The organism is Methanomethylovorans sp., assembly GCF_050177135.1.
In the GTDB taxonomy this organism is placed as follows: Archaea; Halobacteriota; Methanosarcinia; order Methanosarcinales; family Methanosarcinaceae; genus Methanomethylovorans.
In genome coordinates this window covers 1-14,894 of the sequence record NZ_JBFXHJ010000046.1, presented here as the reverse complement: position 1 = coordinate 14,894, position 14,894 = coordinate 1, and the positions used below count along the sequence as shown (strand labels likewise).

21 protein-coding genes and 1 tRNA gene are annotated in these 14,894 nt (G+C 44.1%); 16 read left to right on the top strand and 6 right to left on the bottom strand.

The features are described from left to right. Positions 1 to 74 precede the first annotated feature (74 nt). Positions 75 to 491: a YkvA family protein gene (locus AB7U21_RS05580; protein ID WP_428387588.1), complete on the top strand. Its 417-nt coding sequence runs from the start codon at positions 75 to 77 to the stop codon at positions 489 to 491. Positions 492 to 646: 155 nt separating this feature from the next. Here the strand turns inward: AB7U21_RS05580 and AB7U21_RS05575 are convergent. Beyond that, a tRNA-Thr gene (locus AB7U21_RS05575) sits at positions 647 to 720 on the bottom strand. Positions 721 to 791: 71 nt separating this feature from the next. Here AB7U21_RS05575 and AB7U21_RS05570 point away from each other — a divergent pair. The 9 genes from AB7U21_RS05570 (at position 792) to hisC (ending at position 8,540) form a co-directional block, all read left to right on the top strand. After that, on the top strand, positions 792 to 1,343 hold the full coding sequence (locus AB7U21_RS05570) for an aldolase (protein WP_428387586.1): 552 nt from the start codon (positions 792 to 794) through the stop codon (positions 1,341 to 1,343). Positions 1,344 to 1,421: 78 nt separating this feature from the next. Next, the gene (gene pgsA, locus AB7U21_RS05565) at positions 1,422 to 2,030 is read left to right on the top strand and encodes an archaetidylinositol phosphate synthase (protein WP_333786646.1); all 609 of its coding nucleotides are present in this window, start codon (positions 1,422 to 1,424) and stop codon (positions 2,028 to 2,030) included. Positions 2,031 to 2,079: 49 nt separating this feature from the next. After that, positions 2,080 to 2,520, top strand: a complete 441-nt coding sequence (locus AB7U21_RS05560; RefSeq protein ID WP_333786647.1) for an archease — start codon at positions 2,080 to 2,082, stop codon at positions 2,518 to 2,520. Positions 2,521 to 2,636: 116 nt separating this feature from the next. Then, positions 2,637 to 4,097 (top strand): RtcB family protein, encoded by a 1,461-nt coding sequence (locus AB7U21_RS05555; RefSeq protein WP_333786648.1) that lies wholly within the window; start codon positions 2,637 to 2,639, stop codon positions 4,095 to 4,097. 307 nt (positions 4,098 to 4,404) lie between these two features. After that, the gene (locus AB7U21_RS05550; RefSeq protein WP_333786649.1) at positions 4,405 to 4,896 is read left to right on the top strand and encodes a PUA domain-containing protein; all 492 of its coding nucleotides are present in this window, start codon (positions 4,405 to 4,407) and stop codon (positions 4,894 to 4,896) included. 104 nt (positions 4,897 to 5,000) lie between these two features. Further along, the gene (locus tag AB7U21_RS05545) at positions 5,001 to 5,852 is read left to right on the top strand and encodes a polymer-forming cytoskeletal protein (RefSeq protein WP_428387583.1); all 852 of its coding nucleotides are present in this window, start codon (positions 5,001 to 5,003) and stop codon (positions 5,850 to 5,852) included. A gap of 65 nt (positions 5,853 to 5,917) precedes the next feature. Continuing rightward, positions 5,918 to 6,247 carry a hypothetical protein gene (locus AB7U21_RS05540; protein WP_333786651.1) on the top strand — a complete coding sequence of 110 codons (330 nt, stop codon included), beginning with the start codon at positions 5,918 to 5,920 and terminating at the stop codon, positions 6,245 to 6,247. 66 nt (positions 6,248 to 6,313) lie between these two features. After that, positions 6,314 to 7,471, top strand: a complete 1,158-nt coding sequence (locus tag AB7U21_RS05535; RefSeq protein ID WP_333786652.1) for an acetylornithine transaminase — start codon at positions 6,314 to 6,316, stop codon at positions 7,469 to 7,471. After that, on the top strand, positions 7,458 to 8,540 hold the full coding sequence (gene hisC, locus AB7U21_RS05530; RefSeq protein WP_333786653.1) for a histidinol-phosphate transaminase: 1,083 nt from the start codon (positions 7,458 to 7,460) through the stop codon (positions 8,538 to 8,540). The genes AB7U21_RS05535 and hisC overlap by 14 nt, the downstream gene beginning before the upstream one ends. 11 nt (positions 8,541 to 8,551) lie before the next feature. Here the strand turns inward: hisC and AB7U21_RS05525 are convergent, their stop codons facing one another. From AB7U21_RS05525 to artA, 4 genes are read right to left on the bottom strand one after another with little or no spacing between them, the layout of a single operon-like run. Next, entirely contained in the window at positions 8,552 to 8,920 is a 369-nt protein-coding gene (locus AB7U21_RS05525) for a dihydroneopterin aldolase family protein (protein WP_333786654.1), read from the bottom strand. Further along, positions 8,895 to 9,593 (bottom strand): archaetidylserine synthase, encoded by a 699-nt coding sequence (locus tag AB7U21_RS05520; RefSeq protein ID WP_428387580.1) that lies wholly within the window; start codon positions 9,591 to 9,593, stop codon positions 8,895 to 8,897. Before AB7U21_RS05520 ends, AB7U21_RS05525 begins: the two co-directional genes overlap by 26 nt. After that, a complete protein-coding gene (locus AB7U21_RS05515) occupies positions 9,590 to 10,207 on the bottom strand; it encodes a phosphatidylserine decarboxylase (protein WP_333786656.1) in 618 nt (205 codons plus the stop codon). The genes AB7U21_RS05520 and AB7U21_RS05515 overlap by 4 nt, the downstream gene beginning before the upstream one ends. A gap of 12 nt (positions 10,208 to 10,219) precedes the next feature. Further along, positions 10,220 to 11,026, bottom strand: coding sequence for an archaeosortase A (gene artA, locus AB7U21_RS05510; protein WP_333786657.1), 807 nt, complete (start codon positions 11,024 to 11,026; stop codon positions 10,220 to 10,222). A 61-nt stretch (positions 11,027 to 11,087) separates the two neighbouring features. Here artA and AB7U21_RS05505 point away from each other — a divergent pair, with 61 nt between their 5' ends. The 6 genes from AB7U21_RS05505 (at position 11,088) to pspAA (ending at position 14,770) form a co-directional block, all read left to right on the top strand. Next, positions 11,088 to 11,507, top strand: a complete 420-nt coding sequence (locus tag AB7U21_RS05505; protein WP_333786658.1) for an NUDIX hydrolase — start codon at positions 11,088 to 11,090, stop codon at positions 11,505 to 11,507. Further along, complete coding sequence (locus tag AB7U21_RS05500; RefSeq protein ID WP_292352266.1) at positions 11,485 to 11,799, top strand: transcription factor S; 315 nt, start codon at positions 11,485 to 11,487, stop codon at positions 11,797 to 11,799. The genes AB7U21_RS05505 and AB7U21_RS05500 overlap by 23 nt, the downstream gene beginning before the upstream one ends. Before the next feature lie 101 nt (positions 11,800 to 11,900). Further along, on the top strand, positions 11,901 to 12,638 hold the full coding sequence (locus AB7U21_RS05495; RefSeq protein WP_333786659.1) for a DNA polymerase sliding clamp: 738 nt from the start codon (positions 11,901 to 11,903) through the stop codon (positions 12,636 to 12,638). A gap of 3 nt (positions 12,639 to 12,641) precedes the next feature. After that, positions 12,642 to 13,700, top strand: a complete 1,059-nt coding sequence (priL, locus tag AB7U21_RS05490) for a DNA primase regulatory subunit PriL (RefSeq protein WP_333786660.1) — start codon at positions 12,642 to 12,644, stop codon at positions 13,698 to 13,700. Positions 13,701 to 13,796: 96 nt separating this feature from the next. Next, complete coding sequence (locus AB7U21_RS05485) at positions 13,797 to 14,495, top strand: PspA/IM30 family protein (RefSeq protein WP_428387576.1); 699 nt, start codon at positions 13,797 to 13,799, stop codon at positions 14,493 to 14,495. Next, entirely contained in the window at positions 14,492 to 14,770 is a 279-nt protein-coding gene (pspAA, locus tag AB7U21_RS05480) for a PspA-associated protein PspAA (RefSeq protein WP_428387574.1), read from the top strand. Before AB7U21_RS05485 ends, pspAA begins: the two co-directional genes overlap by 4 nt. Positions 14,771 to 14,794: 24 nt before the next feature. Here the strand turns inward: pspAA and pspAB are convergent. Next, positions 14,795 to 14,894, bottom strand: a 100-nt coding sequence (gene pspAB, locus AB7U21_RS05475; RefSeq protein ID WP_428387590.1) for a PspA-associated protein PspAB, incomplete at its 5' end; no start/stop codon positions are given.

The window sequence follows — 14,894 nt, the reverse complement described above, 5'->3', positions numbered from 1 at the left end:
ACCAGAAGTGGTTTTCCTAAAAATAAATATACTTCTGCGACAATCCTAACTTAAATCTTATTGATGGGGGATGAATGATGAAAAGTATTTATGATTATCTTCAAGAAGAGATCAATGGTTTAGAAGGGTGTTTTGATAAGTTTATACTTTATATTCCTGATTTTTTCACATTACTGTGTGATCTGCTTCGTCAAAACATTGATTCCGAAGATCGAAGGATCATTAATTCTGCATTGGCATATTTTGTAGTTCCAAATGATCGGATCTATGAAGAAATTTATGGACCCATGGGATACGTTGATGATGTTTATGTCTGCACTTTTGTGTTGAAAAAAATACAAGAAAAATATGGTTATGAGTTCCTTGAGCAACTCTGGGACCATGATGAACAAATTGATCAAGTATTGGATTACAGCTACAACAAAAGTTTACAGCTTCTTGGAAATCAAGATCTCATCAAAGAGATATTGAAGTATTCTGGTTTAGACTAGATCAGTTATATGTATATCAAACGAAAAAGAATTGACCCAGATCATTAACCTATTGTAGCAAAAAATCGTACTATCTGAGGCATCTAAATCCTTAAAATCCAAGCCACAGAAATAAGCTGTCAAATGCCTTTAAGATACTACTCAAAAAATCCAAAAGCCCCGGGCGTGATTTGAACACGCGACCTAGTGATTACAAGTCACTCGCTCTGCCGGGCTGAGCCACCGAGGCATATATTTATGGATTGCATGCTCTACATAGCATAATAACAGATAAATTTTATGGTATTTTCAGGTGTGATCATGTGGCAGGAGATATCCAGGATCGGTAGAAAACTGGTGCATAGCGGGCTTGTAGAGTCCCATTTCGGTAACATCAGTGTTCGTATGGGCGACAAGATGCTTATTACGAGAAGTGGCAGCTCCTTGGATGAGCTGACATCGGAGAAGATCGTGGAGGTGGATGTTCACGGTGCCTGTGCCCTCGATGTGATCGCTTCCTCGGAGACCGTAGTTCATCGGGCTATCTACAACAACACCTCCGCATTTGCCATAGTACATGCCCATTGTCCCTATGCTGTGACCATGTCTTTGTTACAGGGAGAGGGGTGCATCACTCCGCTTGACAGTGAAGGCCGTTATTTCCTGGGTGATATTCCTATAGTTCAGGGAGGCATAGGCTCTGCAGAGCTTGCTGTTAATCTCGCTAAGGCTCTGACTGTCCACAAAGCTGCTATTGTGTACGGACACGGTACATTCGCCATTGGTCGGGTGCTTGACGAAGCCTATGTGCTTACGACCCAGGTGGAGCATTCCTGCCGCATCAAGTACCTTTATGATCTGATGCGCAAGTGAACTCAAGAGCAAAAAGCAGTCCAAAAGAGCATAACAAAAGAAAGACATTAATCCGAAAAAGCCTTTATAGCATCACACATGACCTCTGATTCCCTACGCCCACATGCTACTCGTTTCATCTCACCACTTGCACATAAGGTTGCAGATGCGGGTATTACTCCAAACCAGATATCTTTCTTATCTTTGTTGTTCGCCATACTGGCTGGCGTCTTCTACTACTACTCCTTCTCGAATCCCCTGTTAGTGCTGGCAGGGGCTTTTATGGTTTCTCTTAACTCCCTGTTCGATGCGATAGACGGCCTTATGGCAAGATACCTCAAGACCGCCGGTCCAAAGGGAGATTTCATCGATCACGTAATAGACCGATACGCCGATATCATAATCATTTGCAGCATCTTTTTTGCAGGTCATGTGCAGTGGCAGATCGGGGTTATTGCCATAGTGGGTGTGCTCATCACCAGTTATCTCGGCACCCAGGCTCAGGCCCTGCATCTTGGCAGGTACTACGGAGGTATAATGGGCCGTGCGGACAGGCTTCTGCTTATAATGGCGGCATCTGTGGCATATGTTGCATACCCGTATCATATCTTTATGTTCAATATCCTGGGCTGGGTCATGGTGATAATTGCTGTTGCAAGCCACATCACAGCCTTCCAGCGCATCTGGCATATATGGCAGCAACTCTGAATCCTGTGGATCTTTAAAACTTTAAATACACTTACTTCTATTACTTACCATGCCTGCTGAGCCAAAGAAGTATGAATATCTGGACCACACTGCAGACGCCAAGTTCCTGGCATATGGTAAAACCCTCGAGGAAGCTTTCGGGAATGCAGCTCTGGCCATGTTCAATGTCATGATAGATACCAGTACGGTATCAAATACTTTGTCTCAGGATATCGATCTCACCGCGGAAGACCTTGATGGCCTGCTCTTTGACTGGCTCTCAGAATTCCTGTTCCTGATGGATGCGGAAAATCTGATCTTCGGTGATTTCAGGGTGCGTAGCATCGAACAGGAAGATGGCCGGTTCCATCTCACTGCTACTGTGTACGGAGAATATATCGATCTCCCCAGGCACGTGTTCGATACAGAGGTCAAAGCAGCCACATACAATGATATTCAGGTGCAGCGATCAGCAGATGGCTGGGTGCTGAGGGCCACAGTTGATACCTGAGCCACTTATGTAATTTATTCAAGTGCTCATTGAACCAATACTGTTTTACATCCCAGGCCTATAGTTTATATATGGGATGGGAGAATCCAACAGAAGTTTCGAGGAAAGTGATATTCATGTCTGAAGATAGTGATATTTCTCTTAAGCTCAATAAGATCAATGATAATACGTGGGAGGTGCCCCGCGGATATAAGGCGGGCATGCGTGTACCAGGGCGCTTGTTCCTATCTCCCCCGCTTCTTGGAATGCTGGAACAGGGTACATTGGACCAGGTGGCCAATGTAGCTGCATTGCCAGGCATACAAAAATATTCCATGGCAATGCCTGATGCACATCTGGGTTATGGTTTTCCTATAGGCGGAGTTGCAGCTTTTGACAGGGAAGAAGGTGTTATCAGCCCGGGTGGTGTGGGTTTTGATATCAACTGCGGTGTAAGGCTCATCCGGTCCAACCTGAGAGAGAACGATGTGAGACCTGGCATAAAGGACCTGCTGGAAAAATTGTTCCACGCTATACCCTCCGGGGTGGGCTCCAAGAGCCGTCTGCGAGTAAATGATGATCAACTGGATGATATTTTTATCCATGGCTCCCGCTGGGCTGTGGAAAATGGCTATGGCGTACCTAAGGACGTGGAAAGGTGTGAGAGTCAGGGCATGATGGAAGGCGCTCTGGTAAAACAGGTGAGTACCAAGGCACGCCAAAGGGGAAGGCCTCAGCTGGGAACTCTTGGCAGTGGCAATCATTTTCTGGAGATCCAGTACGTGGATGAGATCTATGACACAAAAGCTGCTGATGCCTTCGGCTTGCATGAAGGGCAGGTAACATTCATGATCCATTGCGGTTCAAGAGGTGCAGGTCATCAGATATGTACCGATCATTTGCGCACTCTTACGCAGGCTTCACAAAAATACAAGATAGATCTCCCTGATAAGCAGCTTGCATGTGCACCTACGGATTCTTCCGAGGCTCAGAACTATTTCGGTGCCATGGTATGTGCGGCCAACTATGCCTGGGTCAACAGGCAGGTCATAATGCACTGGGCAAGGGAAGTGTTCCAGGATTTCTTCCGTAAGGATATGGATGAACTGGGTATGGACCTGGTCTATGATGTAGCACATAATGTGGCAAAGCTCGAGGAACACAGAATTGACAACAAAAAGCAAGAGGTATATGTGCACAGGAAAGGTGCTACCCGTGCGTTCCCTCCAGGTCATTCCGATATCCCTGCGCTATATAAAGACGTGGGACAGCCAGTGCTCATCCCAGGAAGCATGGGAACTGCTTCATACGTACTGCACGGGACTCTTGATGCAATGGAGATCAGTTTTGGTAGTGCGTGTCATGGTGCCGGCAGGGTTATGAGCAGAGCTCATGCAAAACATGAGTTCAGAGGAGAGCAGATCCAGAAAGAGCTCAGCGAAATGGGCATATCTGTTCGTGCCACACAACCTGCACTAATAGCTGAAGAGGCTCCGGAGGTCTACAAGTCAAGCAGTGACGTGGTGGATGTTGTTCATAACCTGGGCATAGCAAGGAAAGTTGCACGCTTGATGCCTATTGGAGTTGTAAAAGGGTGAATATAGTTCCATCCATCTTATTTTTTGAAAATAAGAAAAACCAAAACATTTGTGATAATTGACCATCAGAAAAAAGAGGAAACGGGCACATTGTTTGAGGGGATGAATGGTTTGCTTGGTTACAGTTACGTTTTTCGGGTTATACAGCTTACAAGCAGTTTTCCCGTTTCCTCAAGTACTAATAAGTCATTATTATATTTAAATCTGTTTGATGCTAATTATATATTATAATTCATAAAATTGATGTTCATATCTTTAATTTAAAATGACCGCTATACATTTAAAAGGAACCTGTAATTTAGCTGCTATGCAAGATGCAGATAAGAATCTGAGAAAAGTTAGGAGCATAGCCGATTATCAGTTTGGAAAAGGATGTGGTGAAGCCCTTTTTCCGGAAGGTGTAACTTTTCTGCTGTCAAGGACCAACCGTGTCAGGCAAATAATACACAACGGTCAACGCATTGCCACAGTCAGGGCAAAGGATGGTATGCTCACCCTGAGCATTGCCGGAGCTCAGGTGATACACAATGTCCTTCCTTCGCCTTCTTATAGGGTGATGGTGTGTGATGACGCTGTTCCCTTTGTATCGAAAGGCAAGACCGTTTTCGCAAAACACGTCATTGGTTTGGACAAAGAACTTAGGGCCGGAGAAGAAGTCCTTGTTGTCGATGCTTCTGATAAGCTCCTTGCCACAGGTCAGCTCTTACTTTCCCCGGATGAAGCTCTATCCATAGGCAGAGGACCAGCTGTTGATGTGCGCAACGGCATAGACCAAGAGAAAGACATACATAATAATTAATAATATATACATGCCATTTTATATCATGTGTGCTGTAACCGTAGCTACAATTCACCATTTACGGAAGTGATATCATAGCCGAAGAAACTCTCCTTAAGACCTTTGTGGTCCCCGACAACACAAAAATGGAAGAGCACACTATTGTCGTGGAAGGTGATGTGATAGTAGGTAATCATTCAGATATCAAGTACGGTATTCACGCAAATTCTGCCATTCTGGGTGAACGCGTGGAACTTGCTGGTGATCTTGTATGCAAGTCTGATATACGTATCGACATCTGGTCCCGGATAGGTGGAAATGTCAAAACAGGTGAGGACGCTTATTTGGGAGAATTTGTCAACATAGATGGTAAACTGATCGTCAAAGGCGACCTGGATATCGGTAATGATGTTAAGATCAACGGAGGCTTTGAAGCAAAGGGCTGGATAGTCATACGTAACCCTGTACCTGTCATTGTGTATCTTTTCCTATACATAAGTGAACTTCTGCGTCTTGGTAAGGATGAAGAGGTGGAAAAAGCACTGAATGAACTTTTTGATGATACTGTAGAGGTTATGGGTCCCGCTGCTATGATAATTCCAAACGGCTCAAGTATATCTATCGACTCTATCCGCGTACCTTCTCATGCAGTTATAGGGAATGGCTGCAGGCTTGTAGGAAATATCCGTTCCACTTCATTGGAGATGGGTAGTGATAATACTCTATACGGGAGTATAAGGACAATAGATGATATCTATCTTGGAAAGAACAATTCCATTCATGGGAATATTGTTTCCAGGGGAATTGTGAGGATCTCTGAAGGTTCCCATGTGTTGGGTGAGATCAATGCGCGCACCGTCAGGATACATGAATCTGCAAGGGTTGATGGTGTAATGAGGGCTTCTGAAGGTGTTGTCTTTGAAAGGGAAGAAAATGCTGAGTTAAGTGACAGTCAACTGATGCAGCTTGATGTTTGAATTATATAAAATGATTAGGTGTCTCCTATATCAGGTATGATCATGAAAAGTATGGATGCCTTCATATGAACGCAAATTTTCTTATTGCACTGGATGTTCTGATGCGTGGCCTCACGGTAGTTCTTGCATTGCTTATTTGCTATGAGTTGAACAATTACAGTGCAGATGTTGTGCGTTCACGCCTTTTTGTATCCTACAACAAGCTTAAGTTCAGTTTCTACTTTCTATCCCTGAGCCTATTGTTCTTTTTCTTTGAACCTTTGCTATCACCATTTCCGATTTCGGAAGAAACTGGCTACAGATATACTTTTGCAATGTTCTTCTTCCAGGCATCTCTTGTGTTCCTGTTACACAATATCTATATTTCATTGAAACCCCCACACAAGATCCTTTAAGCATCGTCAAGTCTTTATATATTCCAAATATACCTAACTGCCTTGTAATTAACAGAGGTGTGTTCCATGTCTTCCATAAATTACGAAAGCATCGCACAGAAGGATGCAGCTCATGTCATGCAGACATATGGGCGCCAGCCGCTTGCACTTGTCAGTGGAAAAGGTGCAGTTGTCTGTGATGTCAACGGTGTGGAGTACATAGACTGCGTTGCAGGTATCGCAGTCAATAATGTAGGGCACTGTCATCCAAGGGTAGTGGAAGCCATAAAGTCCCAGGCAGAGAAGCTCATACATGTTTCAAATCTTTATTATACGGAAGTCCAGGCCGATCTTGCCGAGGAACTGGTGAAGTTAACAGGTATGGATCGTGCCTTTTTCTGCAATTCCGGAGCAGAGGCAGTGGAAGCTGCAATGAAACTGGCTCGTGTCACTACAGGAAAAACAGACTTCATAGCTGCAGAAAGGTCTTTTCACGGGCGTACCATGGGTTCTCTATCAGTAACTTACAAGGAGATGTATAGGGCTCCATTCAGGCCTCTGGTGCAGGAAGAGATCTTTGTGCCATACGATAATGCTGATTCCATGGCAGAAGCTATCACAGAGAAAACCGCTGCTATCATCATTGAGCCTATTCAGGGAGAAGGTGGCATTCATGTGCCTTCTGATGGTTATCTGCAGGAAGTGCGCCGCATATGCGATGAACATGGCATACTGCTGATCTTTGATGAGGTGCAGACGGGTTTTGGCAGGACAGGCAAATGGTTCTGCAAGGACCACTTCGGTATCCAGCCAGATATAATGTGCATGGCTAAAGCCATGGGTGGCGGTTTCCCCATGGGGGGAATTGTTGCAAAAAAAGGCATAGCCTTCAGTAAGGGTCAGCACGCCTCTACTTTCGGCGGAAATCCCCTTGCATGTGCTGCAGCTCTGGGTTCCATCGCAGCTATTAAAGAAGATGGTCTGCTGGAGCGTACCACTGAACTTGGCAAGCATTTCATGGATAAGCTCAGGCAAGCAGATATTCCTGGCTTCAAGGAGGTTCGTGGCCGAGGTCTTATGATCGGGCTGGAACTGGAGCGCAACTGCACTGAAATAGTGGACCATGCAAGGAAGCATGGAGTACTGCTTAACAGTACTTCTGAAACTGTAATACGTCTGGCTCCACCTCTTGTTATTAACAAAGACCAGATCGATAGGGTGGTAGAGGTAATTGAACAGGCTTGAACTCATCGATGAGAACATTCGTACTATTCGCGAATACGTACCAGGCAGGTCCATAGAGGACACAGCGAAAAAATATGACCTTGATCCGGTTTCCATCATAAAATTGGGTTCCAACGAGAACCCATTAGGTCCTTCTCCAAAAGCGGTTGAGGCAATTTTGGAAAACGCAGGAAAGGTCCATCTCTATCCTTCAGCGGATGCAGGTGAACTTGTGGAAGCTCTGAGCAGGTACCTTTCTCTCCCTGTTTCCAATATATGTGCCGCAGGTCCCGGCATGGATGGCCTGCTGGATAACCTGATGCGGCTCATCATTCAGGAAGGTGATGAGGTTATACTTCCAATACCCACTTTCTCCTATTATGAAATAGCTGCCCGTGCAAACGGAGCTTCTGTAATATATGTTGAAAGGAAAGAAGATTTCTCTGTTGATATTGATGCTATTAGAACAGCAGTGTCTTCCAGAACGAAAGTGATCTTCCTCTGTTCTCCCAACAACCCTTCAGGTAACATGGTACCAGATTCTGATGTAAGGAGGCTTTTGGAATCCTTCCGGGGATTGGTGTTCGTAGATGAAGCTTACGTGGAATTTGCCGAACACAGTGTCACAAACCTTGTAATGGAATACGATAACCTGGTTGTAGGCAGGACGTTCTCTAAAATATTTGGTCTTGCTGGCTTACGTCTAGGTTATGGTATAATGCCTGCCTGGCTTAAGAAAGAATATATGAAGATCGCGACGCCCTTCAACGTCAGTCTCCCTGCATTGAAAGCCGGTGTAGCCGCTATTACTGACAAACAACATATTGAAAAGAGCATTGTAATGGTCAGAGAGGGACGCAAATACTTGCAGGAACAAATACCTTTTAAGGTATATGGCTCCATGGCAAATTTCGTACTTGTAGATGTTTCTCCCCGCAGTGCCAGTGAGGTATGTGAATCCCTCCTTAAAAAAGGTATAATTGTCAGGGATTGCCGTTCTTTCAGGGGCGCTGGCAACTCTCTTATAAGGGTCACTGTAGGCACACAAGAGCAAAATGCGCGTTTAGTAGAAGCATTCAGATCAGCATAAATTATCCGATGTTATCGGATATTTGATATTTCTTCGATCTTCATTAAGGGATAATCCAGATACTTGTCGTATTTAAGGGAAGCCTTTACCATTATATCTTTATATTTCATGCACAGGGTGACATCCAGCATACGCCCTTCCAGTTCGCAGTATCCGAATTCACTATTTAGTCTGGAGCTCACCATCTCTCTGTCTATGCTAACCTTTATGCTCTTTACGTATGGCTGCACGGAGATACTATCTGCTATTGCCTTTTCCAGACTGTCTACTGTTCTCATGTTCACAGGTGAACCACTAAATTGATGATATAGTGCTCCAAGCTTGATCCCAGCTTCAAATAGGGCATTATCTCTTTCAGTTATGCTGTTTATTGTGCTCACGAATGTCTTCTCCCCTGTTCTTTATAAAAATTGGCGAGATGATGTAAAGCATCATAGCCAGCATTAAAGGAATTGTGGCTATACTTGTAAATGTCGGGTCAAGGAAATACGATAATATAGATATGGCAAATATAAAGGTTAATGGGAGGGTTTTCTTTTTGCTTCTGATCTTCATGTAGGGTATACTGCTCACCATCAGCATCCCCAGTATTATGCACCCTAATGCCACAGCAATTGACTGTAGGTGACCCTCATCCACTAGTATAATTGCGGCAACTGTTATTCCACCTGCTGTTATAGGCAAGCCTTTGAAAAAAGCACTGTCAGGTTTAGATATGTTAAACCGTGCAAGCCGCAGGATACCGCAGATCAGATAAAAGCAGACAGCTACAAGTGTAACAAATTCGCTTATAAATGAGGTGATTATAATTGCAGGTGCCACACCAAATGATATCACGTCTGCAAGCGAATCAAGTGACCCCCCAATATCGCTTCCTCCCATATATCTGGCCATGCTCCCGTCCAGGCCGTCTGCAATTGCAGCTAAGAGGATCAATGTACACGATAGTTGAACCATTCCGTACTGTATTGCAACTATCGCTCCAAAGCCACATAATGCATTGAGCAGAGTGATCAGATCAGGCAATTTCAGAGTACTAAATATGTCATTCACTCCTTCTGTTTTAATCTGGCTATGGTTGTTCGGCCGGCATATACCTTGTCACCTTTATTGCATTCGATCACGAAGCTCTCCGGAACTGTTACGTCCACCCTGGAGCCGAAACGGATCATTCCTATACGTTGTCCCCTTTCCATAAAGTCTCCTTCCTTTATGTAAGGCACTATTCTTCTGGTAATGGTGCCTGCTATCTGGACAACTTCTATTTTCCCGTATTCTGTATCCATGTATATATGTTGTCTCTCGTTTCGGTGAGAGTCCTTACAAAAAGCAGGTATATATCCACCTTTCTTATACTCAAGTGAAGTGACCTCTCCTTTTAAAGGCGCCCTGTTCACATGAACATTCTGAAAGTTCATAAAGATACACAGTTTTCTGTTCCTTATATCTACTATCCTGCCGTCGGCCGGGGAGAGCATACATTCGTCTCCCTCCACAGGATACCGTTCAGGATCACGGAAGAATATGAACAAGAATGCCAGTACCAAAATTCCTATTGTCAATCCTGTCTTTGCATATGAATGTGCTGTGAAATAACTCGCTAATGCAAAACTAAATGTAATCCCAAAAGTAGTCAGTATCCAGGGAATTGAACCTTTGGCAAGCATTTAATAATTTCCCTACACTTTCTTCCTTAATTTATTAATTTGTTCGGTGGTCATGTTCCAAAGGCCATCAATGAGTTCCAGAATCTCAGGTAGTATACGCATGACCATGTATGCGATCACAAATAGAGCTACTCCTGACCCAGCCTTTGCTATCATATGGTGAGCTATCTCAAAGCTATTTGGTCCAAACCACATTTCACCATATGCGACCACTACAAATACATCTCTTAATATATTAAGCATATAGATGACGGGCACTGATACCATGAATGCAGATAGCAGTTTTTTCATCGGTGCATTCACAGAAGCTATCAGGCCCATAAAAAGAGCAATGCTTTCAATGGCAGTGCATCCCAGGATTATCTCCACGGTGTGTCCGTTATATGTTATCATGTTACCCGCCCTATAAGCCGAGAAGCCTAGCATGCTCAGTGTCCACATTATATTATTTGTTACCATGCCGATCAGCCATTCTTTCAGGGCTGATATCTCTGCAAAAGGAAAATAGAACACTGATCCGATAGCAATAGCATTAGTAGCCATATATGTGATGTCGATCTCACCTTTCATAGGTGTGTATCTATTCGTATATTGCACATACATTGTGCGTGCTATGAGCAAGCAAAATATGCTCATTGCTATGGTAAGTGTCACGTTCACATAGTCATCTATGGCAATATAATGCAAAGGCTGCTGCACCCAGTGAATTGAAAATACGGTCCACCCTCCTGCCCCTATTATTCTTTTATATCTATTTTTTCCAGACAGGATCGCACTGAGAAGCATTAATGAGATGGATATCCATAGTATGATAAGCATTAATAGCACCTGTAATTGTATGGACTTATATACTTGTCAGCCATAATAAACTTGTTGTCATATGAAACCGGTAACTCCTCTTTTAACTGTAGATGCAATAATAATAATAAATGGTTCAAATATCGTACTTGTCAGGCGTCAAAACGACCCTTTTAAGAGCATGTTCGCCCTTCCCGGTGGATTCGTAGAGGTAGGAGAAACTACTGAAGAGGCAGTAGTGCGTGAGGCGTTGGAAGAGACCGGCTTATCGATAGAAATAGTTAAGTTGATTGGAGTCTATTCAGAACCTTTGCGTGATCCAAGAGGGCATACAGTGTCTATATGTTATCTCGCAAAGGGAACAGGTATCCCAAAAGCAGGTTCTGATGCGGCAGATGTCGCGCTTTTCACAATAGATGGCATACCTAAACTGGCTTTCGATCACAATAAAATAATAGATCAGGCAAGAGTTGATATAAATGGAGTTCTGTCCCAAATGTAAGTCGATGATGTTCCCGGTTCAGGGTTCTTTCGTATGTAAAAAGTGCGGCCATGTGAAGGGTGCTGAAGGAGTTTCTGATGACCTCGTGTCAAAATCCCAACGTAAGGACCGTGAAGTCACTGTTCTTGAAGAGAATTTCGACCAGGGTCTTCCCACCACATCTTCCAGATGTCCTGAATGCGGGCACAATGTTGCATATTGGTGGCTCAGACAGCTCAGATCGGCGGATGAGTCTGAAACGCGTTTCTTCAAATGCACCAAATGCAACGCCACATGGAGAGAATATGACTGAGTTATCCTCAAGCCACATTTATATGAGTTTTTATATAGGAAACTTTTATTACTTAAAGGATATAATGAAGTGGTTATTCAGACACCGGATGGAGAATTGATATGTTCAAGGCAACGATTGACGCGGATATTTTAAAAAGTTCCATAGAAACGCTTTCTGTACTCGTGGATGAGGCTCGATTCAGGATATCCACAGAGGGGCTCTCTGTAAGAGCAGTGGATCCGGCAAACGTGGCCATGGTAAGCTTTGAGCTTGCGGCAAGTGCCTTTGATGATTTTGCTGCCGACGACTGTGAGATCGGCATGGACCTTACGAAGGTCAATGATATTTTTGGGGTAGCAGAAAAGAACGAAAAGGCTACTCTGGCACTGGACGAGCTGTCCCAGAAAATGTCCATACACATTGGTGGATTTTCTTATACTCTTTCGTTACTGGATCCTTCCACTATCCGTGCAGAACCGCGCATACCACAGCTTGAGTTGCCTGCTGAAGTTGTGCTCAATGGCAAGGAACTTCAGAAAGCGGTCAAAGCAGCAGAGAAGATCAGTGATCACATGTCCCTTGGTGTGGATGGAGATATCTTCTACATGGAAGCTGAAGGAGATACTGATAAGGTCCGTCTGGAAATGCCCCGCGACCAGTTGATAGATCTGAGATCCGGAGAGGCCCGTTCTCTGTTCTCTCTGGATTATCTCTCGGACATTGTCAAACCAGCCTCTAAGTCAAATGAGGTCACTCTTGAGCTGGGGAAGGATTATCCTATCAAGATAGGTTTCACTATTGCCGAAGGTGCAGGCAAGATAAGTTACCTGCTTGCCCCAAGGATAGAATCAGACTGATCTATGGAAGAAAAGGATCTTGCTCTTTACCCCTTTATTACGGAAGCTTCAGCATACGTATCAGATCTAGGTTTCAGCCTTGAACGGCTGATAACCTCCCGAGCCATGGATTCTGCCCGTTCCCGTGGGGTTGAAAGAGTACTTCAGGCCTTAAAAGGTGATATTACTAAGCCCCAGCTTTTAGCTTCGGATGACCGCAAAATTCTCATTGAACTGCTTTCCTATCCCTTTTCAAGGGTCTTAGTATCATGTGTGGATGATAATTTTCTTATACGCAGGTATGCACTTGCAGAAGCAGTTTCCTGTTATGAGCTTCTGCATTCAGAACCATATGAGTTCATATGTTCAATAGCATCTGATTTTCATGTTGATGTTCTTTTTTCTGACCATCAGTTCGATATCCATTTCACTGATTATATCCGGCTTGCAAGTTCCATGAAAGCATTGGAATGGAAACTTGTTAACCGCAAGATACAGAAAGGCCACGTTTATATCTCAAAGGAAGAACTTGCAAGGTTGCTTCAGGAAGCTATACGTGACCGGATCCAGAGTTCTCTTCCTCTGGATGTACCTGAAGATATTTGTCAGATGTGTGTTCCATACATTTCTCCGATCCAGACTGAACTGCAGCAGATGAAGGAAACATTTGGCTCCGGGGATTTTGGCTCGGTGGAGAGTAATATGTTTCCTCCCTGTATGGTACATGCCATATCCAATGTAAGAGCCGGGGTGAATCTGGCTCATTCTATGCGTTTTGCCCTTACTTCGTTCCTGCGTAACGTGGGTATGTCAGTAGATGATATCATTGCTATGTTCAACGTATCTCCTGATTTCGATATGGAGAAAACGAGATATCAGATAGAACATATCTCGGGCTCATCAGGTACAGAATACAAGCCCCCTTCCTGCTCCACTATGCGCACTTATGGCAATTGCTATGGTGCAGATGAACTATGCAGCAGGATAAAACACCCTCTTAACTACTATAGGCGCAAGACATGGTTTAAACATAAGAATGAAGTTTCTCAGCAACATCCATTTTCAGGAAAAGATAACGAATAGAATATACTTTTTAAGTTATTTCCTAACATTTATATGATTTAAATCGTATCATAAAGTAAGGCAAATATATCAGCTGAGATCACAAGGAGGGAGAATATGGGCTTATTCAATCGTATGAGCACAGTTATCAAAGCCAAAATGAATAAAATTGCAGATAAGATGGAAGATCCCCGGGAGACTCTTGATTATTCTTATGAAAAACAGCTTGAGCTTCTACAAAATGTAAAGAGAGGAGTGGCTGAGGTCACAACATCGAAGAAACGTCTGGAGTTACAGAAAGCAAAGCTTCAGCAAAGCATAGACAAGCTGGACCAGCAGGCAAGGGACGCTGTCAAAGCCGACAGGGAAGATCTTGCAAGGCTTGCCCTTGAGCGTAAGGCTGCACTTGTGGCACAGGTTCAGGGGCTTGACCAGCAGATAGCGGAGTTGGACCAGGAACAGCAGAAGCTTGTAGCTGCAGAGAAGCGTTTGTCCACAAAGGTCGAGATCTTCAGGACAAAAAAGGAGACCATCAAAGCACAGTATTCCTCTGCTGAAGCCCAGGTCAAGATCAACGAATCTATTTCAGGGATCAGCGAGGAAATGGCAGATGTGGGTCTTGCCATGGAGAGGGCCGAGAACAAGACGGAACAGATGAAAGCACGTTCTGCAGCCCTTGATGAACTTATTGAACAAGGTACACTGGAAGATGTGACTGGCAGGCATGATGACATAGACCGTGAACTCGCAAAGCTAAGTTCCCAGAGCACCGTCGATGCGGAGCTTGCAAAACTCAAGCAGGAGGCAGGCAAATGATAATTCGGATAATGGGACTGGGGCAATATAAGGTGCCCAGCAGCCTTTTTGATGAGTTGAACGCTATTGATAACCGCATAGTTGAGCATGTGACTAAAGGTAATGAGAAAACTTACAAGCAAGACCTGGCGGCTCTCATCTCAAAGATCAAACAGAATGGGAAGGTCCTGGGTGCCGAAGAGATCGTTGAATCAGATATCATAGTGCCTCCTGAGGATCTGACCTTTGAGGAAGCAAAGGATGTGTTCACAGGCAGTGGCATCTTTGAGGACTGAATAATTTAGTTAAGTTAAAATATACTAAAATGGTATTCCCCACAAGGGATACCATTTCTCTACATCCTTTTGTATGGGCAGTTCTCTTTCCATCAGGGACTTTAGCCTGAATTCTGTGGAATTG